At 67.2% G+C, this 24,406-nt stretch carries 20 protein-coding genes; 9 read left to right on the top strand and 11 right to left on the bottom strand.

Annotation, left to right across the window (positions count from 1 at the left end; genetic code table 11):
- Positions 1 to 96 precede the first annotated feature (96 nt).
- Both AC5P7I_RS00605 and AC5P7I_RS00600 read left to right on the top strand, forming a co-directional pair.
- Positions 97 to 990: a siderophore-interacting protein gene (locus tag AC5P7I_RS00605; RefSeq protein ID WP_014648017.1), complete on the top strand. Its 894-nt coding sequence runs from the start codon at positions 97 to 99 to the stop codon at positions 988 to 990.
- Between the two features lie 68 nt (positions 991 to 1,058).
- Positions 1,059 to 1,451 (top strand): hypothetical protein, encoded by a 393-nt coding sequence (locus tag AC5P7I_RS00600; protein ID WP_014648016.1) that lies wholly within the window; start codon positions 1,059 to 1,061, stop codon positions 1,449 to 1,451.
- A 119-nt stretch (positions 1,452 to 1,570) separates the two neighbouring features.
- Here AC5P7I_RS00600 and AC5P7I_RS00595 read toward each other — a convergent pair whose 3' ends face one another.
- The 4 genes from AC5P7I_RS00595 to AC5P7I_RS00580 form a co-directional block, all read right to left on the bottom strand.
- Entirely contained in the window at positions 1,571 to 3,538 is a 1,968-nt protein-coding gene (locus AC5P7I_RS00595) for a M2 family metallopeptidase (protein WP_262088037.1), read from the bottom strand.
- 597 nt (positions 3,539 to 4,135) lie between these two features.
- The gene (locus AC5P7I_RS00590) at positions 4,136 to 5,785 is read right to left on the bottom strand and encodes a phosphoethanolamine transferase (RefSeq protein WP_197621824.1); all 1,650 of its coding nucleotides are present in this window, start codon (positions 5,783 to 5,785) and stop codon (positions 4,136 to 4,138) included.
- The gene (locus tag AC5P7I_RS00585; RefSeq protein ID WP_069116217.1) at positions 5,782 to 6,549 is read right to left on the bottom strand and encodes a phosphatase PAP2 family protein; all 768 of its coding nucleotides are present in this window, start codon (positions 6,547 to 6,549) and stop codon (positions 5,782 to 5,784) included. Before AC5P7I_RS00585 ends, AC5P7I_RS00590 begins: the two co-directional genes overlap by 4 nt.
- A gap of 111 nt (positions 6,550 to 6,660) precedes the next feature.
- Positions 6,661 to 8,364, bottom strand: coding sequence for an ArnT family glycosyltransferase (locus AC5P7I_RS00580; RefSeq protein WP_050483544.1), 1,704 nt, complete (start codon positions 8,362 to 8,364; stop codon positions 6,661 to 6,663).
- Positions 8,365 to 8,495: 131 nt separating this feature from the next.
- Between AC5P7I_RS00580 and AC5P7I_RS00575 the strand changes: the two genes are divergently transcribed.
- Positions 8,496 to 9,209 (top strand): response regulator transcription factor, encoded by a 714-nt coding sequence (locus AC5P7I_RS00575; protein WP_014648011.1) that lies wholly within the window; start codon positions 8,496 to 8,498, stop codon positions 9,207 to 9,209.
- Positions 9,196 to 10,482, top strand: coding sequence for a sensor histidine kinase (locus tag AC5P7I_RS00570; RefSeq protein ID WP_014648010.1), 1,287 nt, complete (start codon positions 9,196 to 9,198; stop codon positions 10,480 to 10,482). The genes AC5P7I_RS00575 and AC5P7I_RS00570 overlap by 14 nt, the downstream gene beginning before the upstream one ends.
- Before the next feature lie 86 nt (positions 10,483 to 10,568).
- On the opposite strand, the gene AC5P7I_RS00565 is transcribed toward AC5P7I_RS00570, so the two are convergent.
- Positions 10,569 to 10,958, bottom strand: coding sequence for a VOC family protein (locus AC5P7I_RS00565; RefSeq protein WP_014648009.1), 390 nt, complete (start codon positions 10,956 to 10,958; stop codon positions 10,569 to 10,571).
- A gap of 158 nt (positions 10,959 to 11,116) precedes the next feature.
- Between AC5P7I_RS00565 and AC5P7I_RS00560 the strand changes: the two genes are divergently transcribed.
- Positions 11,117 to 12,367: a DUF819 family protein gene (locus AC5P7I_RS00560; protein ID WP_053496043.1), complete on the top strand. Its 1,251-nt coding sequence runs from the start codon at positions 11,117 to 11,119 to the stop codon at positions 12,365 to 12,367.
- A 117-nt stretch (positions 12,368 to 12,484) separates the two neighbouring features.
- On the opposite strand, the gene AC5P7I_RS00555 is transcribed toward AC5P7I_RS00560, so the two are convergent.
- Positions 12,485 to 12,709 (bottom strand): YbdD/YjiX family protein, encoded by a 225-nt coding sequence (locus AC5P7I_RS00555; RefSeq protein WP_032958992.1) that lies wholly within the window; start codon positions 12,707 to 12,709, stop codon positions 12,485 to 12,487.
- Positions 12,709 to 14,790, bottom strand: a complete 2,082-nt coding sequence (locus AC5P7I_RS00550) for a carbon starvation CstA family protein (RefSeq protein ID WP_014648006.1) — start codon at positions 14,788 to 14,790, stop codon at positions 12,709 to 12,711. Before AC5P7I_RS00550 ends, AC5P7I_RS00555 begins: the two co-directional genes overlap by 1 nt.
- A 215-nt stretch (positions 14,791 to 15,005) precedes the next feature.
- Between AC5P7I_RS00550 and AC5P7I_RS00545 the strand changes: the two genes are divergently transcribed.
- A complete protein-coding gene (locus tag AC5P7I_RS00545) occupies positions 15,006 to 15,857 on the top strand; it encodes a pirin family protein (protein ID WP_014648005.1) in 852 nt (283 codons plus the stop codon).
- 128 nt (positions 15,858 to 15,985) lie between these two features.
- Here the strand turns inward: AC5P7I_RS00545 and AC5P7I_RS00540 are convergent, their stop codons facing one another.
- The 4 genes from AC5P7I_RS00540 to AC5P7I_RS00525 form a co-directional block, all read right to left on the bottom strand.
- Positions 15,986 to 16,444: a hypothetical protein gene (locus AC5P7I_RS00540; protein WP_014648004.1), complete on the bottom strand. Its 459-nt coding sequence runs from the start codon at positions 16,442 to 16,444 to the stop codon at positions 15,986 to 15,988.
- 197 nt (positions 16,445 to 16,641) lie between these two features.
- The gene (gene aqpZ / locus AC5P7I_RS00535) at positions 16,642 to 17,361 is read right to left on the bottom strand and encodes an aquaporin Z (protein ID WP_046431960.1); all 720 of its coding nucleotides are present in this window, start codon (positions 17,359 to 17,361) and stop codon (positions 16,642 to 16,644) included.
- Between the two features lie 121 nt (positions 17,362 to 17,482).
- The gene (locus AC5P7I_RS00530; RefSeq protein WP_005410608.1) at positions 17,483 to 18,346 is read right to left on the bottom strand and encodes a pirin family protein; all 864 of its coding nucleotides are present in this window, start codon (positions 18,344 to 18,346) and stop codon (positions 17,483 to 17,485) included.
- A 612-nt stretch (positions 18,347 to 18,958) separates the two neighbouring features.
- Positions 18,959 to 21,022 (bottom strand): 3-hydroxyacyl-CoA dehydrogenase NAD-binding domain-containing protein, encoded by a 2,064-nt coding sequence (locus tag AC5P7I_RS00525; RefSeq protein ID WP_262088036.1) that lies wholly within the window; start codon positions 21,020 to 21,022, stop codon positions 18,959 to 18,961.
- A 235-nt stretch (positions 21,023 to 21,257) separates the two neighbouring features.
- Here AC5P7I_RS00525 and rpoE point away from each other — a divergent pair, with 235 nt between their 5' ends.
- The 3 genes from rpoE to AC5P7I_RS00510 all read left to right on the top strand — a co-directional run bounded on the left by rpoE (position 21,258) and on the right by AC5P7I_RS00510 (position 24,363).
- On the top strand, positions 21,258 to 21,878 hold the full coding sequence (gene rpoE, locus AC5P7I_RS00520) for an RNA polymerase sigma factor RpoE (RefSeq protein ID WP_014038091.1): 621 nt from the start codon (positions 21,258 to 21,260) through the stop codon (positions 21,876 to 21,878).
- Entirely contained in the window at positions 21,875 to 22,756 is an 882-nt protein-coding gene (locus AC5P7I_RS00515) for a sigma-E factor negative regulatory protein (RefSeq protein WP_262088035.1), read from the top strand. The genes rpoE and AC5P7I_RS00515 overlap by 4 nt, the downstream gene beginning before the upstream one ends.
- 74 nt (positions 22,757 to 22,830) lie before the next feature.
- Positions 22,831 to 24,363, top strand: a complete 1,533-nt coding sequence (locus AC5P7I_RS00510) for a DegQ family serine endoprotease (RefSeq protein ID WP_014648000.1) — start codon at positions 22,831 to 22,833, stop codon at positions 24,361 to 24,363.
- The last annotated feature ends 43 nt before the right edge of the window (positions 24,364 to 24,406 follow it).

Here is a 24,406-nt window from a genome sequence, read left to right as displayed (position 1 = left end):
CGGCGGGAAACCGCCGGACTAGGCTGGGCACTCCAGCCAGCCGGTGCACAGGTGCACGACAGCCAGCCGATCCACTGTCGTTGCATGAGGTTCCCCATGGCTGCGCAGCAGACCTACCGCCTGTTCGAGGTGGCGCTGAAGGAGCGCCGCGTTCTTTCCCCTTCCCTGGACCGCATGGTGTTCACCGGTGCCGACGTGGCGCGGATGACGACCGGAGGGCCGGACCAGCGCATCAAGGTGTTCTTCCCCTTGCCCGGCCAGGAGGCGCCGCAGGTCCCCAGCGGCGAGGACTGGTACCCACGCTATCGGGCCCTGCCGGACGATCAGCGCCCGCCGATGCGCACCTACACCCTCCGCCAGCTGCGTGCAGAGCAGGGCGAGGTCGATGTTGATTTCGTGCTGCATGGCGAGACCGGGCCGGCCTCGCGATGGGCCATCCATGCACGGCCGGGCGACCGCGTGGTGCTGCTGGCCCCGGATGCCGACTGCGCCGACAGCAGCGAGGGCTGGGAATGGAAGCCGCCGGCCGGCGTTGGCCAGGTGCTGCTGGTGGCTGACGAGACCGCGCTGCCGGCAGTGGCCGGCATTCTTGAGGAACTGGCGGCCAGGGTGGATCCGCCGCGTACGCTGGCCCTGCTGGAAGTGGCGCAGGCCGGTGATGCGGTTCGCCTGAAGGCGCCGGCCACGGCCGAGCTGGTCTGGTTGCCGCGCGGGCGGGCGGCGTACGGGGCGCCTCTGTTGCAGGCGGTGCAGGCGCGCCTGGCCGCCTCGAGCGTGGTCGCTGGCGAAGAACTGGAAGAGATCGACGTCGACGCGCAGATCCTCTGGGAACAGGCCGATGCCAGCGTGGCCGGGCCGCTGTATGCCTGGGTGGCAGGCGAGGCGGGAGCGGTGATGGCGATCCGTCGCCATCTGGTCCGCGAGTGCGGGCTGGACCGCCGCACGATCACCTTCATGGGTTACTGGCGGCACGGGAAAGTGTTGGACTGAGGGGGTGTGAAGCGGTGTGGCGGGCGGGGTGCGCTATCCTTGCGCCCCCCTCGCAGCGGTACCGCACCATGTCCACCAGCTCCAAGACCCGCCGCGACCAGCGCCGTCGCCAGGAAAAGCAGGCCGCCAACAAGGCCGCTGCCCAGGCCTCGCCGGTGGAGCCGCATGCGGAACTGCGCGACGCGCAGCGCACCCTGCTGGCCGGTGTCGTGCGCCGCGATGGCGAATGGGTGCTGGGCATGGACGGCCGTATCGCCGGCCACAGTGACTCCGCCGCGCAGGTACTGGCGCTGATCATGCAGGCCGGTGAACTGCACGAGCGCAACGGCACGCCGGTGCGCCTGATGTACTCCGATGCGCTGCGCGACGCCGCACAGGCCGAAGCGAAGGAAAAGGGCCAGACCTTCGAGGAGTTCAAGGCGGACCTGGCCGCGGCGATGGCGGCGAAGAAGGACAGCTGACAGGCATTCCGGTAGAGCCGGCCGCTGGCCGGCTGCCCGCGGGGTCTTCATCGCGTAGTTGCCGGCCAGCGGCCGGCACTACCAGGAAGGGGCGGATCCTTGCGGACCCGCCCCTTTTCTCATTTCGCCGCCGGTGCCGCGTTGGCCTGCCAGCCGCACATCTGGCCTTCGTTCTGCTGCTTCAGCCACTCGTTGACCGGCGTGAAGTACTCGATCATCGGGCCGGCATCGAGCTTGTCGGTGCCGGTCAGCTCCTTCAGCGTGGCCTGCCACGGCTGGCTGGCACCCTTGCTCAGCATCGCCCAGTATTTCTGGCCGGCTTCCTTGTTGCCGTAGAAGGTGCACTCATGCAGCGGGCCCTTGTAGCCGGCCGCGTCGCACAGGCCCTTGTAGAACTGGAACTGCAGGATGCGCGCCAGGAAGTAGCGGGTGTACGGGGTGTTGCCTGGCACGTGGTACTTCGCGCCCGGATCGAAGAACTCCTCGCCACGGGTACTGGCAGGCGCCACGCCCTGGTACTTGGCCTTCAGGTCCCACCATGCCTTGTTGTAGTTGTCGGCGGTGATCGAACCATCGAACACACCCCAGCGCCAGCGGTCGATCATCAGCCCGAACGGCAGGAACGACACGCCCGACAGCGCCATGCGCATCTGGTTGTTGATGACCGCTTCGCGGCTTTCGGTCGGCGTATCGACCAGGCCGATCGAGCTGAGGTACTTGGGGGTCATCGCCAGCACGATGGTGTCGCCGATCGCTTCATGGAACCCATCGTTGGCACCGCCCTGGAACAGCGGCGGCAGCGGGTTGTAGGCCAGGTCGTAATAGATGTGGCCCAGCTCGTGGTAGATGGTGGTGAAGTTCTCTTCGTTCGGCTTGATGCACATCTTGGTGCGCACGTCGCCTTCCATGTTCATGTCCCAGGCGCTGGCGTGGCAGACCACATCGCGGTCATCGGGCTTGATGAACTGGGTGCGTTCCCAGTACGACTGCGGCAGCGACGGCATGCCCAGCGATACGTAGAAGTCCTGCGCGCGTTCGGTCATCTGCTTGGCGGTGCGCAGTTCGGCCTCGCGCTGCGCCTTGTACTGCGCGGCCACGTTGGCATCCTTGCCGGCCTTGGCCAGCGCCGCGCTCAGGTTGGTCTGGTATTGCTTCTCCAGCGCCGCGGTGATGTCCAGGCTGCCGGCGCCCGGGTACGGTTCCAGCTGGTCCCACAGGTTCGACCAGTCCTGCTGCCACATGTTGCCCAGCAGGTGCGCGGCGATCAGGCCGTTGCCCACTTCGGCCTTGTCCTTGCCGTAGGTCTTGTCCAGCTTGCCGCGTGCGTAGCAGTGCAGCTGCTCGTACATCGGCTTGACCTGTTCCCACAGGCGGTCGGTTTCCGGGCCGATCTGCTCCGGCGGCATGTCATAGCCGCTGCGCCACATCTGGCCGGCATCGGTGAAGCCCATGCCCTTGGCGCCTTCGTTCACCAGGCCGACGAACTTCTGGTAGTCGCCGCGCATGTTCTTGGTGGTGCTGTGCCAGCCCTGCCAGGCGTCGAGCTGCTTGTCATAGTCGCGGCTGCGTGCCAGCACCTGCTCCAGCTCGCCCAGCTGGCGGCAGGAGTTCGGATCGTTGGCATCGGTGCAGTACTTGCCGGCGCCATAGCTGCCTTCCATGCGGGTGGCGATCTGGGTCAGCTCGGCCAGCTTGGCCGGGTCGCGCGGTGCCGGCATCGACGACATCAGCTTCAGCAGGTGGATCGCGCGCTTGCTGTCCTCGCTCATCGGCTTGCCGTCGAACTTCGCAGCCTGTTCGATCCAGCTGTTGAGCTGGGTCAGCGAGCGCTCGTTGGCCTTGGCCGCGATGCGTTCCGAATCACTGTTGATGTAGGTGGAGGACAGCCACTGCGCCGAGGTCATCTCCGGGTAGGCGGCCTTGAACTCGGCATTGATGCGGGCCACGAACTGGTCGGCGGTTTCGCCGGCCGGGGCGCTGCTGCTGCTGGCGGTATCGGTGCCTGGGGCAGCTTCCTTCTTGCAGGCGGCCAGGGCCAGCGTGGCGGCGGCGATTGCCGAGGCCAGCAGGAGATGACGGTGTTTCACGGGCGGTCCTTGGGTGGTGAACGACGGCCGAAGGCTAGTGGGCAGCCGCTGCCACCGCAAGTGGCGGAAGTCGGCCGGGCGGCGCCCGGCACCCGCAGAGGCCAGAGCACAAGCAACAGCAACCGCCGAAGCAACCGCAACAGCGGGGTATCCGTGGGATGGCGCGGCGGTGTGGGCTTGCAGGACACGCCGTAAACCCATCCATGGGGGCTCGATGGCGCCATCCATGGCGCCAACGGTCCTGCAAGCCCACACCGCCCCACCTCTGACAGATCGTGGCGGCTGTTGGTAGGTGTCGACCTTGGTCGACACATCTGTCAGGTATCGACAATCAAAATGGGGTCAGATCCGTTTTCCTCCGGAAAACGGATCTGACCACAAGATCGTTCCAACAGATCGCGGAAAACTGTCGAAGGCGGGGTGGGTCCGGTGGCGGGAGTGTCCGCGGCATGGATGCCGCGGCCAAGCCCCCAAGGATGGGTTTACGGCGTCTCCCGCCACCGGACCCACCCCACCATCCCACGGAATGCACGCTGTTGCTGTTGCTTCGGCCGTTGCCCCTGCAGGTGCAGGGCTGCAAGCCCTGCCGAACACCCCTCAACTCTCGCAGTTGGCGAACACGTCGCGGTCGCGTTCGTACAGCGAGGTCTTCACCTGCATCAGGCCCAGCACCGACGGGAACAGGTTGTCATGGTCGGTATACGCCGCCGAACGCTTGCGCACGCACTGCAGGTCCAGCCCACGGCTGCTGGCGAAGCCTGGCGAGAACCACATCGTCATCGGTACCCGGGTCTGCTCGGCCGGGGCGATGGCGTAGGGCACGCCGTGCAGGAACAGGCCCTTCTCGCCCAGCGACTCGCCGTGGTCGGACAGGTAGATCATCGCCGTGTCGTAATCCTGCATGCCCTGCAGCGTGCCGATGGTCTTTGTCAGGAAGTGATCGCTGTACAGCACGGCATTGTCGTAGCTGTTGGTGATCTCTTCGCGCGAGCAACGGCCAATGTCACGGGTATCGCAGGTCGGGGTGAAACGGCGGAATGCGGGCGGATAGCGCTCGAAGTAGGCCGGACCGTGGTTGCCCAGCTGGTGCAGCACCACCACCCGGTCGCCGGGCCTGGCGCGTACCTGGGTGGCCAGGTCCTGCAGCAGGATCTCGTCCATGCAGCGGCCATCGGCGCACAGGCCCGGCGTGGTGGCATCGGACAGCGACTGGAAGTCCAGGCCTTCGCACACGCCCTTGCAGCCGGACTGGTTGTCACGCCACAACGGTGCGATGCCGGCACGGTTCAATACGTGCAGCAGCGACTGGTGCGCGCGGATCTTCTTCTCGTCGTAGTCATGGCGGCCCCACGGCGAGAACAGGCACGGCAACGAAACCTCGGTGCTGGTGCCGCACGAATGCATGTCCGGGAAATTGATCACGCTGGCCTGCGCCAGTTCCGGGGTGGTGTTGCGGCCACCGTTGAGCCCCCAGTTCTGCGCACGCACGGTCTCGCCCATGACGATCACCAGCAGGCGCGGCTTGCTGGCCGGCGCGCGCGGGGTCGCCTTGGCATCGGTGCCGATCGGCAGCTTCGGCGCGCGCTGCACCGGATTGTCGCCACGCAATGCCCGCGGCATGCCCAACAGGACATTGGCCGGTGTCGCGAGATAGCGCACTTCACGCTGGTTGCGCATCAGTGCCGAGACATCCTGGAACGAGATCAACGCGCCGCCGACAGCCGTCACTGCCGCCACCACCAGGAAGCCGACGCGCCAGAGCAGGCTGCGGCCCCAGCTGCGGCGGCGCAGCTGCACGCGCCACAGCACCACCATCGGCAGCACTGCCAGCAGCAGTACCGGCCACAGCAGCGATACCGTCATCAGCTCGCGGCTTTCCTTGGGGTCGGTCGCCAGCACGTTGCGCAGCATGTCCGCATCCAGGTAGATGTGGTAGCGGCTCATGTAGTGTGCGGCGAATGCGGTCACCAGCAGCAGCAGGCTGATCACCACTTTGGCGTTCCAGCGCCAGACCAGGATGCCCAGCAGCACGCCGTGCGCACCCAGCAGCAACAGCAGCAGCGACAGCGCGTAGCGCAGGCTGCCCGGATGGCTGGCCATCGCGCTGTGCCAGAACAGGCCGTTGCCGGCCACCGCGAAGAACAGGCTGGTGAACGCGATCAGTGCTTCGGTGGACAGCTGTGGCCGCCAGTGGCGAAGACCCGCCAGCGCAGAAGCGCGGGCGGGGCGTTGGACCGATGCACTCATGCGTTTGCCTCCTGGCGGTTGGGACGGTCCAGCTGACGGCGGATCAGGATGCCTTTGACGATCAGGTACAGGCCGAGTGACAGCAGCCAACATATCAACGCGGTGGCAACGTCATGCGAAAGGAAATGCGCGCCGCGCAGCTGCTGGCTGATGCCGAACACCAGGCCGGTGCCGAGGCCGATCCACAAGCCTGCCCAGCGCCACGACGGGCGCCACAGCAGGGCGAAATAGTACAGGCACAGCCACGCATAGCCTGCGCTGGCGTGGCCGGCAGGGAAGCAGGCCTGTGCGGCCATGCCGGCCGGGCGCTGCGTGAAAAGCCCGATATAGGGCTGATGGCCACCGTAGCGCAGCAGGTCCCAGGGACATTCCATCGGCACCAGGGTCTTCAGCAGGGAGATCACGCCCGTACCCAGCGCCATGCCAATTACGACATAAAGCAGCGCCCATCGCAGGGTGCGATCGCCCCCCTTGCGCCAGTGGTGCACGCACAACAGGATCGCGACCAGCGCCGCCGACGTGCTCAGCCACTTGCCGGCCTTGTGCACCACCGTGCGGGTGACCCAGGCGTCCTGCAACGCCCAGTGGCCACCTTCGAGGCGGAACAGGTGATCGGCCACCCATTGATCACCGCCGAAACCCATCAGCAGCGTAAACACGGGCAGACCGATTGCGACAGGCAGCCAGAAGTGAGTTACGGCGAATCTTGACGCCAGTGGTGATGTCGCAAGCGGCGCTGCCGCATCAATGGGACGAACGGGCATGCTGGGAAGGGGCGGTTCGGGAATCCGCGCTCATGCTCGTCACCTCGATGTCGGAGAAGGGTCGGACGCTCGTTCGTGCCGGGTTAATGTTTGCCCATAACGTGTCAACGTTCAGTCTTCTTCGGCGGTCGATCCGGTCCGCTCGGCGTGGCACTTCGGGTCCCAGGCCGTACCGGGAAGCAGTTGCCAACGATTCCTGTTGGCAATGCCGATGTCGATCACCTTCGCCGGGTCCACGCAGGGGCTCATCGCATCGTCCAGCACCAGCACCCAGCGCTTGCCCGGCGCCTCGGCCAGCCACGGGCCGGCGTCATGCCATTGTTCGGCCCAGGGGCGCTTGAAGCCGAACTCGCGCACCGGCCGATCTGCCTGCAGCAGGTTCTGTTCGCGCCAGGCGACCAGTGCCAGCTCCGCGTCCGGGCCGATCCGCGCGCCCACCCGGCGCATCACCGCCGACGCTGATGCGTACGGATCCAGCGCCGGGATCAGCACCAGGCCGTAGAGCATCCACAGCATGCCGTGGGTCAGCAACACCAGCGTTGCGGCACGTCGCACCCGCAGCCACACGATCAACGTGGCCAGGGCAATGGCAAAGGTCAGCAGGCCATCTCCCAGCACCGGCAGCAGCGAATCGGGCATCGCCCGCCGTTCCAGCTGCGCCAGGGCCCACGGATGTTCGGTCATCAGCATCACGCCGAGCACACCGGTGGCCAGCATCAGCACCACGGTGTAGCCGAACAGGTAGCGCCGCACGCAAAGCCGTCGCAGCAGGCCAGGCAACAGCGGGGCCACCGCCAGCGCCATCGCCGGCAGCATTGGCAGCACATAGACCTCGCGCTTGCCGGGGCTGGCACTGAAGAACACCAGCACCAGCAGCGCCCAGCCCAACAGCAGCCATTGCCGGCAGTCACCACGGCGGATGCGGCGCCACCAGGGTTTGAACAGCATCGGCAGCAACAGGCTGCCCGGCAGCCACAAGGTCAGGATCACCTGCAGGTAGTACCAGACCGGCTGGCGGTGGTGCCAGGCGTTGGCGTAGCGGGTGCCGGTCTGCTTGAACAGCAGTTCGTGGGCGTAGGACTGCAGGGACGCGCTGGGCTCATGCAGCAATGCCCAGCCCAGCGGGGCAAGCCACACCGCCACGCCCAGCAGGAAGGCCGGGATCAGCCACAGCAGCGTTGCCGGGTGCGGACCGTCCACGCTGCGCCCGCGGCGGCGCTGGTACAGCCACCAGCCGAACCACGGCAGCACCATCAGCAGCGGCAGGAACCCCACGCCCTTGGTCACCGTGCCGAGGCCAGCGGCGAAACCGGCCAGCCACAGCGCGGGCAGGTTGCGGCGCTCGCACAGGTGGCGCATCAATCCCCACAGGGCCACCGTGGTCATGCCGACCAGCACCATGTCGATCTGCGCGCGCTTGGCCATCAGGCCGAACTGCAGGGTGCAGAACAGCGCCGCCAGGGCGTACAGGGAATGCCGCGGCGACCACAGCCGCCGTGCCAGGTCCGACACCAGCCACAGGCTGAGCAGGGCGCCCAGCAGCGACGGCAGCAGGAACGACCATTGCCAGCTGCCGACCACCTCGTAAGCGGCCGCCTGCAGCCACATGAAGACCGGCGGCTTCTCCGCGTACAGCTCCACGCCCCGGTGCGGCAGCAGCCATTCCCCACTTTCGACCATGGTACGGGCCGCCAGCACGAAGCGCGGCTCGTCCGGCGGCTGCGGCTGGCGCAGGCCGATACCGGCGGCCAACGCGGCGATGATCAGCAGCCACAACAGGGGCAGGCGCCAACGGCGGGGCAGGGCTACGGGCACGGCAGGCTCCGGGAGCAAAACCGCCACTCTGACGTGGCTGGGGTAGGAAAGGCGTCGGAGCGGGCGCAGGGCGACCGCATTCCGACATGGTCGGCGCTACCATGGTACGAACTTCCGTGGATCTTTCGTGCATGCGTCTGTTGGTGATCGAGGACAACCGCCAGCTGGTGGCCAACCTGTTCGACTATTTCGAGTCGCGCGGGCACGTGCTCGACGTGGCCCCGGATGGCATCACCGGCCTGCACCTGGCAGGCAGCCACCCCTACGATGCGGTGATCCTGGACTGGATGCTGCCGCGCATGGAGGGGCCGGAGGTGCTGCGTCGCCTGCGCGCCGAGCACGCGTCGGAGGTGCCGGTGATCATGCTGACCGCGCGCGACGAGCTGCCGGACAAGATCGCCGGCTTCCGCGCCGGTGCCGACGACTACCTGACCAAGCCGTTCGCCCTGCCCGAGCTGGAAGTGCGGCTGGAGGCGCTGCTGCTGCGCGCGCAGGGCCGCAATCCGCGCAAGCGCCTGCAGGTGGGCGACCTGGTGCTGGACCTGGCGACCCTGGAAGCCCAGCGTGGTGGCCAGGTGCTGCACCTGTACCCGGCCTGCCGCAAGCTGCTGGAAGTGCTGATGCGCGCCAGCCCCGGTGCGGTCACCCGCCAGCAGCTGGAGTTCGCCCTGTGGGGCGACGAGCCACCGGATGGCGATCTGCTGCGCTCGCATGTCTACGAGCTGCGCCGCAGCGTCGACGGCCCGTTTGCCGACAAGCTGATCCATACGCTGCCGCGGGTGGGCTATCGGTTGGCGCTGATGGACGCTGCCGACGCAGGCAGGAATGCTGATGAGGGCGCGTAAGCCGGGGCCGCTGTACCGGCGGGTGGTGTGGTGGTTGCTCGGGTACCTGGCGCTGCTGTCGATTGCAGTGTTCAGTGTCGGCAACTACGTGCACGAACACGCCGAGCACGCCGCGTGGCGCGCGCTGCTCAATTCCGAACTGGACAGCATCGTCGAGCATGTCGAGCACGAACCTCACTATCGCTGGCAGGACTCGGACACGCTGAGCCTGTACCGCTTTGACGCGGTCAATCTGCCAGAGAGCCTGCGCTCCCTGCATCCGGGGTTGCATGACGGAGTGATGGTCAAGGGCCGCGAGACGGCGGTGATGGTCCGTGAAACGCAGTCGATGGGACGGGTGGCGCTGGCGCTGGACATCTCCGATTTCCATGACCTGGAACAGTTCGCCACGCGCTGGGTGATGCTGGCCGGGGTGATCATGATCTTCGTCACCGTGCTGATGGCGTCGTTCGGCATGGAGCGGATGGTGCGTCCGTTGAGCCTGCTGGCACAGCACATTGCCGGGCTGCGGCCGGGCGTGCAGGGCCAGCGTATCGAAGTCGATCCGCGCGGCAGCGCCGAGCTGCATACCATCGCCGGTGCGTTGAACGACTACCTGGACCGCAACGAGCAGTTCGTCGAGCGCGAGCGGGTCTTCATCAGCACCGCCAGCCACGAACTGCGCACGCCGATCGCGGTGATGACCGGTGCTGCCGAGCTCGCGCTGGAGCAACCGGGCCTGCCCGAGCGCGCCCGCCAGCAGATGCAGCGGGTGTTGCGCACAGCGCAGAGCGTGGAGCAGCTGATCGAGCTGCTGCTGGTGCTGGCGCGTGATCCGGCACGCCTGGCCGCGCGTGCCGAGCGCATCGCCCTGGACCAGCTGCTGCCGGAGATCGTCGACGACCATCGCCACCTGCTCGGTGACAAGGACCTGAGCATCGGCATCCAGGCGGCGCCGGTGGATATCGTTGCGCCGATGGCAGTGGTGCAGGCGGCGATCGGCAACCTGCTGCGCAATGCCATCGAGAACAGCGGCCGCGGCCATATCGAGCTGCAGTTGAGTGCGTCGGCGGTGCTGACGCTGCAGGACCCAGGGCATGGCATGAGCCCGGAGGAGATTGCCGCCATCCACGCGCGCATGGCCCGTGGCGGACGCGCCGATCGTGGCGGCGGCATCGGCCTGGACCTGATCGCGCGGTTGTGCGAGCACCTGGGCTGGACCCTGCAGCTGCAGCCCTGCGAGCCGCGCGGAACGCGTGTCACGCTCGATTTCAGTGCCTCGCGCCCGGCCTGATCCGGCCGTCCTGGTAGATGCCAACCTTGGTTGGCATGCGGCCCGTCGACCAAGGTCGACGCCTACCCACGCAATGGCTGTTCGCATTACCGCCCGTTCGGCCGCGCCACGTGCTGGTCGATCAGGATCACGTTGCCGTCGGGATCGGCCAGCTGCAGGTAGCCGGTCCCCTGGCCATCGGGGTCAGTGCGGACTGCCAGTTCGATGCCCTTGGCATCCAGTTCCGCCTGCAGTTCACGCACATCCTGGAAGTGGGGCAGCTCCTGCCTGTGCTGGTCCCAGCCGGGGTTGAAGGTCAGCAGGTTGCCCTCGAACATGCCCTGGAACAGCCCGATGACCGTGCCGTTGCTGCGCATTACCAGCCAGTTCTGCGTGGGATCGCCACCGGTGACCGAGAACCCGAGGGCTTCGTGGAACGCGCGGGAGGCGGCCAGGTCCTTCACGGACAGGCTGACAGAGAACGCACCAAGCTGCATGGGCCTGCTCCACAACGGTGATGCCGCAATCGTCGTCAATGCAGGGGAAGGCGACAAGCAGCGCAGCATGACCAGGCGTGAAGACAATGTTAATCTCGACCTGCGCCGCTTCATGCGGCGCTTTTTTTTCTCCGCTCTTTCGATCGACAGAGGATCCCATGCCGACCGAACCCGCTACCGCCCTGATCAGCAACGACATCGTTGGACTGGGCCTGATTGCCGCCACCCTGGCCCTGATCTTCTGGGCCGCCAGTGGTCCGACCCCGTTGTTGAAGAAGATCTTCGCCTGGGTGCCGGCACTGCTGCTGTGCTACTTCATCCCCGCCATCTACAACACCGCCGGTGTCATCGATGGCCACAACACCTCGCTGTACAACCCGGTCGCGCGCGACGTGCTGCTGCCCGCTGCGCTGGTCCTGCTGACACTGTCGATCGACCTGAAAGGCGTCATCAAGCTCGGCCCAAAGCTGCTGATCGTGTTCTGCGCCGGTACCGCCGGCATCATGCTCGGCGCCATCGTCTCGTTCCAGCTGATGAAGCTGATCCATCCGGAAACGGTGGCCGGTGATACCTGGGCCGGCATGGCCGCGCTGGCCGGCAGCTGGATCGGTGGCGGCGCCAACATGGTGGCCATGCGCGAGGTGTTCGGCACCGATGCCACCACCTTTGGCCAGTTCGCGGTGGTCGACGTGGCCTGCGCCAGCCTGTGGATGGCGATCCTGCTGTTTTTGGCCAACCGCGCGCAGCAGATCGATACCCGCAACGGTGCCGACACCCGCGCCATCGACGAGATGAAGGCACGCATCAGCGCCTACGAGGCACAGAACGCGCGCATTCCCAGCATGACCGACCTGATGGTGATCGTTGGCGTGGCATTGGGTGGCGTCGGCCTGGCCCATGCCATCGCCGCGCCGTTGTCGGGCTGGTTCAAGGCCAATGTCAGCTGGGCCAGCCAGTTCAGCCTCGACAGCCAGTTCGTCTGGGTGATCCTGCTGTCCACGGCGATGGGCCTGGGCCTGAGCTTCACCCGTGCGCGCCGGCTGGAAGCCGCAGGCGCTTCGCGGCTGGGCACGGTGTTCCTGTACTTCCTGATCGCCTGCATCGGCATGCAGATGAACCTGCTGTCGCTGCTGGATCGGCCGTGGCTGTTCCTGCTTGGCGCGATCTGGATGGCCACGCACGTGCTGGTGCTGTGGGGGGTAGCCAAGCTGCTGCGCGCGCCGCTGTTCTTCTTCGCGATCGGTTCGCAGGGCAACATCGGCGCGGCCGCCTCGGCCCCCGTGGTGGCCGCAGCCTTCCATCCGACGCTGGCGCCGGTGGGCGTGCTGCTGGGTACGGTGGGCTATGCCACCGGCACCGGGCTGGCGTATGTCACCGGCCTGATCCTGAAGTGGATGGCCGGCGCCTGAGTCCTGGCCGGACGATCCTGTTGCGGGTTCGCGGCGTGCGCCGCGAACCCGCTCTGCCCGTGTAGAGCCGAGCCCGCGCTCGGCTTTCTTTTGCCTGCTGAAAGGCAGGCCTGGCCCTCAGCAGCAGCGCCCGCCGTTGCGCCCGCCGTAACGCGCTTCCTGGCGCTCGCGGAAGAACGTCTTGTAGTCCATCGGCTCCTGGTCCGGGTGCTTATCCAGCATGTGCCGGACGTAATTGTCGTAATCAGGAATGCCACAGCACAGTCGTGCGGTCTGCACCAGGCGCCGCCAGATGCGGCGGTGCGCCTGGTACTGGCCGGCGGGAACCAGTTGCGTGCTCATCACAGATCCACCATTTCATGCGGCTTCAGCGCCACGTACGGGGTCTCGCGGTCGCTGCGCTGCGGGTTGCGGCGTGCCGCCAGGATGGTCTTGATCGAATACACCAGCACCGCGCCGACCACCAGCAGGAACAGCGCGGTCAGGCCGGTGTTGACGTAGGCGTTGACCACGATCTGCTTCATCTGCGCCACCGACTTGGCCGGTGCAGTGATCGTATCGCTGGCGAGCGCGGCCTGGAACTTGTGTGCCTGCGCCAGGAAACCCTGCGCCGGGTTGCTGTCGAAGATCTTGATGAAGCCGGCGTAGGTGGTGCAGATCAGCAGCCACACCGCCGGTACCGCAGTGACCCACGCATAGCGGTCACGCTTCATCTTGAACAGCACCACCGTGCCCAGCATCAGCGCGATGCCAGCCAGCATCTGGTTGGAGATGCCGAACAGCGGCCACAGCGTCTGGATGCCGCCGAACGGATCGACCACGCCGGTGTAGAGCAGGTAGCCCCACAGCGCCACGCAGCCGGCGGTACCGATGATGTTGGCGGTCCACGACTCGGTCTTCTTCAGGGCCGGCACGAAGTTGCCCAGCAGGTCCTGCAGCATGAAGCGCCCGGCGCGGGTACCGGCGTCCACCGCGGTCAGGATGAACAAGGCTTCGAACAGGATCGCGAAGTGGTACCAGAACGCCATCATCGCGTCGCTGCCACTGGGAATCGCTTCGTGCAGGATCTGCGCGATGCCTACCGCCAGCGTCGGTGCACCACCGGCGCGGTGCAGGATGGTCGGTTCACCAATGGCGGCCGCGGTCGCGGTCAACTGCTCGGGGGTAATGGTGAAGCCCCAGGTGTTGGTGATGTAGTGCGCCGCCGAGGCTGCATCGGCACCGATCACGGCGGCCGGGCTGTTCATCGCGAAGTAGATGCCCGGATCGATGATCGAGGCCGCCACCAGCGCCATCACCGCCACGAACGATTCCATCAGCATGCCGCCGTAGCCGATGTAGCGCATGTGCGCTTCATTGGCCAGCAGCTTGGGCGTGGTGCCGGAGGAGATCAGTGCGTGGAAACCGGAGACCGCACCGCAGGCGATGGTGATGAACAGGAAGGGGAACATGCCGCCCTTCCACACCGGGCCATCACCGCTGGCGGCGAACTGGGTCAGCGCCGGCATCTTCAGTTCCGGCATCACCACCAGGATGCCGATGGCCAGCGCGATGATGGTGCCGATCTTGAGGAAGGTCGACAGGTAGTCGCGCGGGGCCAGCAGCAGCCACACCGGCAGCACCGAGGCGACGAAGCCGTAGCCGATCAGCATCCAGGTGATCTGGGTGCCGGTGAAGGTGAACGCCGGCCCCCACACCGGGTCGGCGGCGACCTTGCCGCCGTACCAGATCGCGGCCAGCAGCAGGATCAGGCCAACCACCGAAATCTCGCCGATCCTGCCGGGGCGGATGTAGCGCATGTACACGCCCATCAGGATCGCGATGGGCATCGTCGCGATCACCGTGAACATGCCCCACGGGCTTTCGGCCAGCGCCTTGACCACCACCATCGCCAGCACCGCCAGGATGATGATCATGATCAGGAACGCACCGAACAGGGCGATGGTGCCGGGTACCTGGCCCATCTCCTCGCGCACCAGGTCACCCAGCGAGCGGCCGTTGCGACGGCTGGACAGGAACAGCACCATGAAGTCCTGCACTGCGCCGGCCAGCACCACGCCCACCACCAGCCACAGCAGGCCGGGCAGGTAGCCCATCTGCGCGGCCAGCACCGGGCCGACCAGCGGGCCGGCGCCGGCAATGGCGGCGAAGTGGTGGCCGAACAGCACGTGCTTGTTGGTCGGCACGTAGTCCAGGCCATCGTTGTTGATCACCGCCGGGGTGGCCCGGGTCGGATCCAGCTGCATCACCTTGTTGGCGATGAACAGGCTGTAGAAGCGGTAGGCGACCAGGTACAGCGAGACCGCGGCCACCACGATCCACAGTGCGTTGATGTGCTCGCCGCGGCGCAGGGCGACGGTGCCCAGACAGAATGCGCCGAGCAGGGCGAGTGCCGCCCAGCCCAGTTTGGAAAACCCTTTCATGAGGTGCTCTCTCCCGGAAAGACAGTCAAAGAGTCCTGCTTGCCCACGACAGGGTCAATTGGCACAGGACGAATCGGCGGTAGTACTTTGGTCGTACGACGGTGGCGCTGACGTGCAGCCAACATCAGGGATGGAACAATTGGTTGCGGTGCCATCCATTGGCGTACGGCCATGTGGCGTCCATCTTCAGGGGCATCCATCCCACAGGAGTCGCCATGAGCCTTCCCGAACCGGTCCGCGTGCTGCGCACCATCCGTGGCATGCCCACCTCCGACGGTGCCGGCGTGCGCCTGACCCGCGTCATCGGCGGCCCGACGCTGCCGGACCTGGACCCGTTCCTGCTGCTCGATGAATTCGGCACCGACCGGGCCGAGGACTACATCGCCGGCTTCCCGGAACACCCGCACCGCGGTTTCGAGACCGTCACCTACATGCTCGACGGACGCATGCGGCATCGCGACAACCATGGCAACGAAGGCCTGTTGACCCCGGGCAGCGTGCAGTGGATGACCGCTGGCCGCGGCCTGGTGCACTCGGAGATGCCCGAGCAGGAAAGCGGGCAGATGCGTGGATTCCAGCTGTGGGTGAACCTGCCGGCGAAGGAGAAGATGACCGAGCCGAAGTACCAGGAGTTCGCGCCCGAGCGCATTCCCGTGGTGCAGCCGGCAGCCGGCGTGGAAGTGAAGGTGATCGCCGGCTCGGTCGACGGCACCCGCGGCCCGATCGTGCAGCCGGCCACCGAGCCGCTGTATCTCGACATCACGTTGGCGCCCGACCGGGCCTGGACTTACACGCTGCCGGAAGGCCACAACGCCTTTGCCTATGTATTTGAAGGCGGACTGACGGTGGGTGAACAGGACGCCGCCCGTGATGTTGCGCGCCAGGAGCTGGCGGTGCTGGGCGGCGGCGAACAGCTGCATGTTTCGGCTGGCAGCGAAGGCGCGCGGCTGATCCTGGTGGCCGGCCGTCCGTTGCGCGAGCCGGTGATGCGGCACGGCCCGTTCGTGATGAACACGCGGCAGGAACTGATGCAGGCCTTCGTCGATTTCCAGGAAGGCAGGTTCTGAGGTAGTGCCGGCCGCCGGCCGGCACCTGCTTTTGATCAGGACCGAAGGGTTTGCCGGCCGGCGGCCGGCACTGCCTGCCGATCGAGGTGCATTGCGGGGATGCTGCCAGGCAGTCATCCCCGTCACCTTCAGCGCCCGGCGGCCACGGCCGAAGGGGTCAGGCTCATGCCCTGCGCCAGCTGCTGCAGTGAGCTCAGCTCCTGCGCGCTGTCCGGATACAGCGCAATCTGCGCGTAACGCCCTTTGTCGATCTTGACCACGCTGATGCGCCGTTCGGCGTAACCCGGCGGTTGCTGGCCGCCCAGGTCGGGCTGGTACCAGTACAGCGATTCACCGCCGAAGCTGCCTTTTTCCTGGCGCAGCGAGCGGCTCAGCGGAATGGCGGGGTCACGCGCGCTGAGCATCAGGCTCAGTACTTCGCGGCCATCAGGGGTGCTGGCGCGGCAGACCAGGAAATCGGCCTGCACCTGCTGCTGCCACTGCAGGCCACTGCTGGCTGGCAGCGAAGGACATTCGGACGGCGCCTGCGCGGCGGCCTGGGCCGCAGCGAACAGCAGGCTCGACAAGATGACAGGCACGAACTTCATGCATCCCCCAAGGTGATGAGTTGTTTGGCTCCGCCAGCAGGGCCGGCGGCCGTGGCATCCCATCCCCGGATGCCGCCCCATCCGGCATGTGCACGGACGGTCAACTCAACCTTAACGGAACGTGAGCAATCGCACAATTCGCGGTTGCAGACGTAACCATTGCGGCCGAGGGTCGGCCGCAATGGGAGTCGCGAGGATCAGCGGTCGCTGCCGATCCACTTGTAGATCAGGCCGCCGATCGCGCCGCCCAGCAGGGGAGCGACCCAGAACAGCCACAGCTGGCTGACTGCGCCGCTGCCGGCAAAGAAGGCCACGGCGGTGGAGCGGGCCGGGTTCACCGAGGTGTTGGTGACCGGAATGCTGATCAGGTGGATCAGGGTCAGCGACAGGCCGATCGCCAGCGGGGCGAAACCGGCCGGTGCCTTGCCGTGGGTGGAACCCATGATCACGATCAGGAACACCGCCGTCAGCACCACTTCGCACAGGAAGGCGGCTGCCACGCTGTAGCCGCCGGGCGACAGCACGCCATAGCCATTGCTGGCGAACGCACCCGCCTGGCTGCCGTCGATGGCGAAGCCAGTGGCGCCGGAGGCGATCTGCAGCAGGATGAAGCCGGCCAGCAGGCCGCCGGCAACCTGGGCGATGATGTAGGGCACCAGATCCCTGGTCGGGAAACGACCACCGGCCCACAGCCCGACGCTGACTGCCGGGTTGAAGTGCGCGCCGGAGATATGGCCGAACGCATAGGCGCCGGTCACCACGGTCAGGCCGAAGGCCAGCGCCACGCCGAGGAAACCGATACCCAGCGGATTGCCGTCGCCACCGAACTTGGCGGCCAGCACCGCACTGCCACAGCCACCCAGAACCAGCCAGAACGTGCCGAGGAACTCGGCGGACAAGCGTTTACCCATGCTCATGTGTTGCACTCCTTTGACGGTCGAAAGTGTGATTTATGTCACATTTCAATGATCAGCGGGTGACTGTCGCGTCAACGCCGGGTGCAGGGATACACCTTCAGATGTGTGCAACACGCGATGTTCAGTACTGCGGAAGTGGGATGAATTCCTTGTCGTCGCCCGGAATGGTGCCGAAGCGGCCGGCTTCCCAGTCGTGCTTGGCCTGCTCGATGCGCTCCTTCGAGCTCGACACGAAGTTCCACCACAGGTGGCGCGGGCCATCCAGCGGCTCGCCACCGAACAGCATCGCCTTCACCGGCGTCTTCGCGCGCAGGCGGCCGCGTGCACCGGCTTCGGGGATCACCAGGTGCTGCGCGGGAATATCCACGCCATCCAGCTGCGCGTCGCCCTCGAGGATGTACAACGCGCGCTCGCGGTGGCCGTCGTCGATATCGATTTCCGCATCGGGGTCGAGATCGATTGCCACGTTGAGGGTGTCGGCGAACACCTTCACCGGCGATTCCTCGCCGTACGCACGGCCGGCGATCACCCGCAGCCACGCGCCGTTGCGACGCTGCTCGGGCAGGGTGGCAGCGGCATGGTGGTAGAACGCCGGCTCGATCTCTTCATGCGACTTCGGCAGCGCGACCCAGGTCTGCATGCCGTGGATCGGGTTGTCGTGATCGCGGTCCGGCTGCGGCGTGCGCTCGGAATGGGCGATACCGCGGCCGGCGGTCATCCAGTTGACGTCACCGGGACGGATCACCTGATCCGAACCCAGCGTGTCGCGGTGGCCGATCGCGCCCGACCACAGGTAGGTGACGGTGGCCAGGCCGATATGCGGATGCGGGCGCACGTCGATGGCGGTGCCGGGGTGCATGAGTGCCGGGCCCATCTGGTCGACGAACACGAACGAGCCGATGCTGCGCGCCTGCAGGGTGGGGACGGCGCGACGGACTTCCAGGCCGCCGATGTCGTGCACGCGCGGGGCGATGATGGTGGTCATGCGGGCGTTCTCGCTGGCAGGGATCAGGTGGTGAGCATCGCATGCAGCTGTGACGGGCACATGCCCCGTATGGGTAACAGGGTGTTCCAGCCAACGGCGCAGCCCCTCGTGGCTGTGGGGTTGGTTGCGTAAAGCAAAAGCCGCGCTTGGCCGGGCGGGGTGGGTTCGCGGGGGACGCCGTGAATCCGTCCCTGGAGGCTTGGCCGCGGCATCCATGCCGCGGACACCCCCGCGGACCCACCCCGCCCGGCCTCTGACAGTTTCCGTGTGCGTCCAGCCACGGAGAAGAAAAAAGAAAATCAAAATCAAACGCCGGTCGCTTCGCTCCTGGTGACGAGCAAGGTCGACACCCATCAGTTTGTAGTGATCCACACCGATATCGAGATTCACCGACCGTTACCGGGAAACTGTCAGGGGTGGGGCGGTGTGGGCAGGCAGGACCGTTGGCGCCATGGATGGCGCCATCGAGCCCCCATGGATGGGTTTACGGCGTGTCCTGCAAGCCCACACCGCCCCGCCCGCCTAACAGAAAAGCCAGAGCCGGCTGTTGCTCCGGCTCTGGCTTCGGCGGTTGCCTCTGCGGGTGCCGGGCCGCAGGCCCGGCCGATGAACTCAGACCACCGGTTCGCGCAGGACGGGGTTGTCCCAGCCGGGACGCGGCGCGAAACGGTCGCCATGGCGCTGCTGCAGCGCCTTCAACCGCTCGACGATCGCATCGGCACCGACCGCACGGATGTGCTGGATCGGACCGCCGCGGAACGGTGCGAAACCGGTGCCGAAGATCACGCCGGCATCCAGCAGGTCCGCGTCGGCCACCACGCCCTCGTGCAGGCAGGCCACCGCCTCGTTCAACAGCGGCAGGATCAGGCGGTCCTCCAGATCGGCCGGGGCCTGGTAGTCGCTGGCCACGTCCGGCTTCTTCGGCTTGCCGTTCTCCCAGGTGTAGATGCCCTGGCCATCCTTCTTGCCGCGCTTGTCAGGTTCCACCGTCTGCAGTGCGGCCGGGATCTGCAGGCCCAGGAACGGCGCCAGTTCGCGGCCGACGCCGGCGGCCACGTCCAGGCCGACGGTGTCGATCAGTTCGATCGGGCCCATCGGCATGCCGAACTTCACCGCGGCCTTGTCGATCACCGGGCCCGGAATGCCCTCGGCATACGCGGTGGCCGCTTCCAGCATGTACGGGAACAGCACGCGGTTGACCAGGAAGCCCGGGCTGCCGGCTACCGGCACCGGGAACTTGCCCAGCGCCTTGCAGAACGCGGCCAGGCGGCGCTCGGTCTCCGGCGCCATGCCGTCGTGATGGATGATCTCCACCAACGGCATCTGCGCTACCGGGTTGAAGTAGTGCAGGCCCGCGAACTGCGCAGGGCGCTGGATGTGGTCGCGCAGTTCCACCAGCGGAATCGACGAGGTGTTGGTGGTCAGCAGGGCGTCCTGCTTCATCTTCGGCTCAAGCGTCTGGTACAGCGCACGCTTGGCTTCGGGGTTCTCGATGATTGCCTCGATCACCAGGTCGGCCTCGGCCACGCCGTTGCCTTCCAGGTCGGCACGCAGGCGCGTGGCCACGGCCGGGCGCTTGCTCTCGTCGCGCACCTTCTTGGCGAACAGCGCCTGCGCGCGTTCCATGGCCGGGTCGATGAAGCGCTGCTCGCGGTCCTGCAGGGTCACTTCGAAGCCCTTGTAGGCGGCCCACGCGGCGATGTCGCCGCCCATCACGCCGGCGCCGACCACGTGCACGTGGCGGATGCCGGAATCACCGCCACCGAGGCCCTTCAGGCGTTCGGTCAGGAAGAAGATACGGATCAGGTTGCGCGCGGTCGGAGTACTGGCCAGCTTCACCACGGCACGCCGCTCGGCGTCCAGGCGGGCCTGGATCGGCTTGCCGCCACTGCGCTGCCAGGTGCTGATCAGTGCGTACGGCGCCGGGTACTGGTCCTTCTTCGCCTTGCGGGCGACCTGCTTGACCATCTGCGGTGCCAGCAGCGTGCGTGCCAGCCAGGTGTTGGTGGCCCAGGCCGTGGCGCGCTGCTTGAACGGGCGGGTGGTGCCGGACAGCGCCAGTGCAACGGCCGTGTCGAGCACCACCGCCGGTGCCACCACCTTGTCGACCAGGCCGATGCCACGCGCGGCCGAGGCCGACAGGGTGCGGCCGGTCAGCATCATGTCCATCGCTGCCGGGGCGCCCACCAGGTGCGGCAGGCGGGCGCTGCCACCCCACCCCGGGAAGATGCCCAGCTGGGTTTCCGGCAGGCCGATGCGGGTGCTGCTGTCATTGGAGGCCACGCGATAGCGGCAGGCCAGGGCAAGCTCGGTGCCACCGCCCAGGCAGTGGCCGTGGATGGCCGCCACGGTCGGGCAGGGCAGCTCGGCCAGCTTCTGGTAGGTGGCCTGGCCACGCCGGATCGCGTCGTTGACGGTGCCGCGACGGTCGAATTCCTGGAACTCCTTCAGGTCGGCACCGGCAATGAAGCCGGCCTTCTTCAGCGACTGGATGACTACGCCCTTGGGCGGGTCCAGGGCAATGCGCTCAAGCAGGTCGCCCAGTTCCAGCAGTACGTCCTGCGACATCGCATTGACGCTGCTGTCCTGGCGATCCAGGGAGAGAACCACCACGCCGTCGTCGCGGATCTCGGGGTGCCAGTGGCTGAAGCGGAGACCATCGAAGCCTGAGAGCATGGACGTTCCATCCGGTTGTGTATGGAGAAGCGGCTATGATCCAGAGGTTGTTTCCCCCGCGTCAAATCCCAATAGCAGGGGAGTGGCGCCCCCGGATCCATGGCCGTGGACCGGGACGCTAACCGAATGGTGGTTAAAAGCTGGTGCGGCGCCAGGTGATCGGCGACTGAACTTTTCCCGGGATTGGCAGTCTCATTGCCCGACGTCGGTTGGGCTGACAGGAGTGCGGCCCCTCATGGCCGATGTTGATACACCTCAGGAGCTGGATCTGGAGCTGGTCCGGCGCGTGCAGCACGGCGAGAGTGCCGCGTTCGATGTCCTGGTGCGCAAGTACCAGCATCGGGTCGTGGCCCTGGTCGGTCGCTACATCGCCGACTGGAGCGAATGTCAGGACGTCGCCCAGGACACTTTCATCCGTGCCTACCGCGCGATCGGGAGTTTCCGTGGCGATGCCCAGTTCTCAACCTGGTTGCATCGAATCGCCGTGAATACCGCCAAAAACTACCTGGCTTCACACAATCGTCGTCCGCCGACCGATGACATCGACATCGGTGACGCCGAGCAGTTCGACAGCGGTACCCGCCTGCGGGACACCGACACGCCCGAGCGCGAGTTGATGCGCCAGGAGCTGGAACAGACGGTCATGAAGGCCGTCAACGCGCTGCCGGAGGAACTCCGGTCGGCGATCACCCTGCGCGAGGTGGAAGGCCTGAGCTACGAGGATATCGCGCAGAAGATGGGGTGCCCGATCGGCACCGTGCGTTCCCGGATCTTCCGGGCGCGCGAGGCGATCGACACCGAACTCCGGCCGCTGTTGGACATCGGCAGCGCCACCCGTGAGAAGAGCCGCGTATGACCAGTAATCCGTTCAACGAATCGCAGAACCATCAATCGCCCGCCGGGCAGCGCCTGGACCAGCGCCATCGCGAGCAGCTGTCGGCCCTGGTCGATGGCGAGCTGGGTGCCGATGAAGCGCGCTTCCTGCTGCGCCGGATGGAACACGACCCCGAACTGGCCGGCTGCCAGGAGCGCTGGCAGCTGCTGGGCGACGTGATGCGCGGGCAGGCCCCGGCGTTGGCACCGGCCGGCTTCAGTGCCGCCGTTGCGGCCGCCATTGCGGCAGAGCCGACGCCGCAGGCCGAGCCGCGTCGCCAGATGCGTCGCAGTGGCTGGCGCGCCTGGGGCGGCGGTGCTGCGCTGGCCGCATCTGTGGCCGCGGTCGCCCTGTTCATCGGCGGCGAGAAATTGAAGGAGGCGACGCCGGGTGAACCGCAGGCGCCGCAGGTGATCGCCAGCCAGGCGGAACTGACGCCGGCACCGGCCGCGCCGACCCCAGTCACCGAGGCTTCGGTGGACACGGCCGCAGTGGCCGTGGCTGCTGCGCCGGCCGTAGCGATGGCCGCGGCGGGCCGCCGCCAGGACGCCCGCCGTGCCAGTGCTACGCGCAGCCAGCAGGCCGCGCGTGCCGCCCAGCGCGACGATACTTCGCAGCGCGCCATCGCCGCCGTGCAGGCACCGTTGACCCCGACCGTGCCGGCCAACGCCAACCGCAACCTGCCGTTCGGCGAGGTCAGCGGACTGCAGGCCCGGCCATGGCCGCGCTCCAGCCTGGCGCCCGCCGCTGGCGGCGCGCTCAATGCCAGCTTCCCGGCCCACGCCGGTAGTGCCGCGTTCTATCCGTTCGAGCCGCGCCTGCAGGATGACCTGCCGGTGCCGCCGCGCCCGCGCGACTGAGCCGGGCGCCTTCACGCCCCGCCGTCGGCGGGGCCCGTATTCCTCTTTCCACCCGACCCGGAGGTTGCCGTCCGATGACTCCCCGACTCCGCACGCAGGCCATTGGCCTGCTGGCCCTGACCCTTCCCCTGGTGGCCTGCGCACAGGCGCCGGCGCCCGTCGCGCAGACCCAGCCCGCGCCAGCCGCGGCCGCGCGGGCACCGGCGCAGCCGCTGGTCAGTGGCCTGCCCGACTTCACCAACCTGGTCGAACAGGTCGGCCCGGGCGTGGTCAACGTCGATACCACCATCGTCCGCAACAACCGCCAGGCCGCGCGCGGCCCGATGGGCGACGATGACATGCCGGAGTTCTTCCGCCGCTTCTTTGGTCCCGACTTCCCGATGCCGGGGCAGGGGCCGGGTGGGCCAGACGGTGGCCCCAGCATCAAGGGCCGTGGCATGGGCTCGGGCTTCATCATCTCGCCCGATGGCTATGTGCTGACCAATTACCACGTGGTGGCCGACGCCAGTGACGTGAAGGTCAAGCTGGGCGACAGCCGTGAGTTCACCGCCAAGGTGGTGGGCAGCGACCAGCAGTACGACGTCGCCCTGCTGAAGATCGACGGGAAGAACCTGCCAACCGTGCGCGTGGGTGACTCCAACAGCCTGAAGCCGGGGCAGTGGGTTGTCGCGATCGGCTCGCCGTTCGGCCTCGACCATTCTGTCACCGCCGGCGTGGTCAGCGCCGTCGGCCGCAGTACGGGCGGCCCCGACCAGCGCTATGTGCCGTTCATCCAGACCGACGTGGCGATCAACCAGGGCAATTCCGGTGGCCCTCTTCTGAACACCCGCGGCGAAGTGGTCGGCATCAACTCGCAGATCTTCTCCGCGTCCGGCGGCTACATGGGCATCAGCTTCGCGATCCCGATCGACCTGGCGATGAGCGCGGTCGAGCAGATCAAGAAGAGCGGCAAGGTCACCCGCGGCCAGCTCGGCGCGGTCGTGGAGCCGATCGATTCGCTGAAGGCGCAGGGCCTGGGCCTGCCGGACAGTCGTGGCGCCCTGGTCAACCAGATCGTGGCCGGCAGTGCGGCCGCCAAGGCCGGCGTGCAGGTGGGCGACGTCATCCGCTCGGTCAACGGCAGCCCGGTCAACAGCTGGTCCGACCTGCCGCCGCTGATCGGTGCGATGGCGCCGGGCAGCAAGGTGAACCTGGTGGTGTACCGCGACGGCAAGCCGCATGACCTCAGTGCCACGTTGACCGCCCTGAGTGAAGACGGGCAGGCCAGTGCCCGCGGGCCGTCGGCCGGCGGTGCCGAGGCGGCGCCGCAGACCGGGGCCAATGCCCTGCTGGGGCTGGACGTGAGCGACCTGAGCGCGGCTCAGCGCAAGCAGTTCGGGCTCAACGGCAACGAAGGCGTGCGCATCACCGGGGTCAAGGGCCAGGCGGCGCGTGATGCCGGCCTGTCGCCGGGCATGGTGATCCTGCAGGTCGGCCGCGTCGCGGTCGGCAGTGTGGATGCCCTGAACCGGGCGCTGTCCAGCTTCAAGAAGGACGACGTGGTCATGCTGCTGGTCCGCACGGCCAACGGCAACAGCGCCTTCGTGGCGGTCAAGGCCGGCCAGTAGGGCCTGCCGGGGCCGCTCCGGCGGCCCCTGGGCCTCCCCCGAA

This window comes from Stenotrophomonas sp. YJH_SMC_138, from assembly GCF_059369855.1.
The sequence above is the reverse complement of the archived record's forward strand: the minus strand, read 5'-3'. Positions and strand labels throughout refer to the sequence as shown.

Excerpts from the sequence above, each read along its gene's own strand:
- AC5P7I_RS00590 (WP_197621824.1), bottom strand. The coding sequence starts at position 5,785 with ATGAGTGCATCGGTCCAACGCCCCGCCCGCGCTTCTGCGCTGGCGGGT.
- AC5P7I_RS00530 (WP_005410608.1), bottom strand. The coding sequence starts at position 18,346 with ATGACCACCATCATCGCCCCGCGCGTGCACGACATCGGCGGCCTGGAA.
- AC5P7I_RS00565 (WP_014648009.1), bottom strand. The coding sequence starts at position 10,958 with ATGCAGCTTGGTGCGTTCTCTGTCAGCCTGTCCGTGAAGGACCTGGCC.
- AC5P7I_RS00550 (WP_014648006.1), bottom strand. The coding sequence starts at position 14,790 with ATGAAAGGGTTTTCCAAACTGGGCTGGGCGGCACTCGCCCTGCTCGGC.
- AC5P7I_RS00545 (WP_014648005.1), top strand. The coding sequence starts at position 15,006 with ATGAGCCTTCCCGAACCGGTCCGCGTGCTGCGCACCATCCGTGGCATG.
- rpoE (WP_014038091.1), top strand. The coding sequence starts at position 21,258 with ATGGCCGATGTTGATACACCTCAGGAGCTGGATCTGGAGCTGGTCCGG.
- AC5P7I_RS00600 (WP_014648016.1), top strand. The coding sequence starts at position 1,059 with ATGTCCACCAGCTCCAAGACCCGCCGCGACCAGCGCCGTCGCCAGGAA.
- AC5P7I_RS00540 (WP_014648004.1), bottom strand. The coding sequence starts at position 16,444 with ATGAAGTTCGTGCCTGTCATCTTGTCGAGCCTGCTGTTCGCTGCGGCC.
- AC5P7I_RS00570 (WP_014648010.1), top strand. The coding sequence starts at position 9,196 with ATGAGGGCGCGTAAGCCGGGGCCGCTGTACCGGCGGGTGGTGTGGTGG.
- AC5P7I_RS00510 (WP_014648000.1), top strand. The coding sequence starts at position 22,831 with ATGACTCCCCGACTCCGCACGCAGGCCATTGGCCTGCTGGCCCTGACC.
- AC5P7I_RS00555 (WP_032958992.1), bottom strand. The coding sequence starts at position 12,709 with ATGAGCACGCAACTGGTTCCCGCCGGCCAGTACCAGGCGCACCGCCGC.
- AC5P7I_RS00525 (WP_262088036.1), bottom strand. The coding sequence starts at position 21,022 with ATGCTCTCAGGCTTCGATGGTCTCCGCTTCAGCCACTGGCACCCCGAG.
- AC5P7I_RS00575 (WP_014648011.1), top strand. The coding sequence starts at position 8,496 with ATGCGTCTGTTGGTGATCGAGGACAACCGCCAGCTGGTGGCCAACCTG.
- AC5P7I_RS00515 (WP_262088035.1), top strand. The coding sequence starts at position 21,875 with ATGACCAGTAATCCGTTCAACGAATCGCAGAACCATCAATCGCCCGCC.
- aqpZ (WP_046431960.1), bottom strand. The coding sequence starts at position 17,361 with ATGAGCATGGGTAAACGCTTGTCCGCCGAGTTCCTCGGCACGTTCTGG.
- AC5P7I_RS00605 (WP_014648017.1), top strand. The coding sequence starts at position 97 with ATGGCTGCGCAGCAGACCTACCGCCTGTTCGAGGTGGCGCTGAAGGAG.
- AC5P7I_RS00560 (WP_053496043.1), top strand. The coding sequence starts at position 11,117 with ATGCCGACCGAACCCGCTACCGCCCTGATCAGCAACGACATCGTTGGA.
- AC5P7I_RS00585 (WP_069116217.1), bottom strand. The coding sequence starts at position 6,549 with ATGCCCGTTCGTCCCATTGATGCGGCAGCGCCGCTTGCGACATCACCA.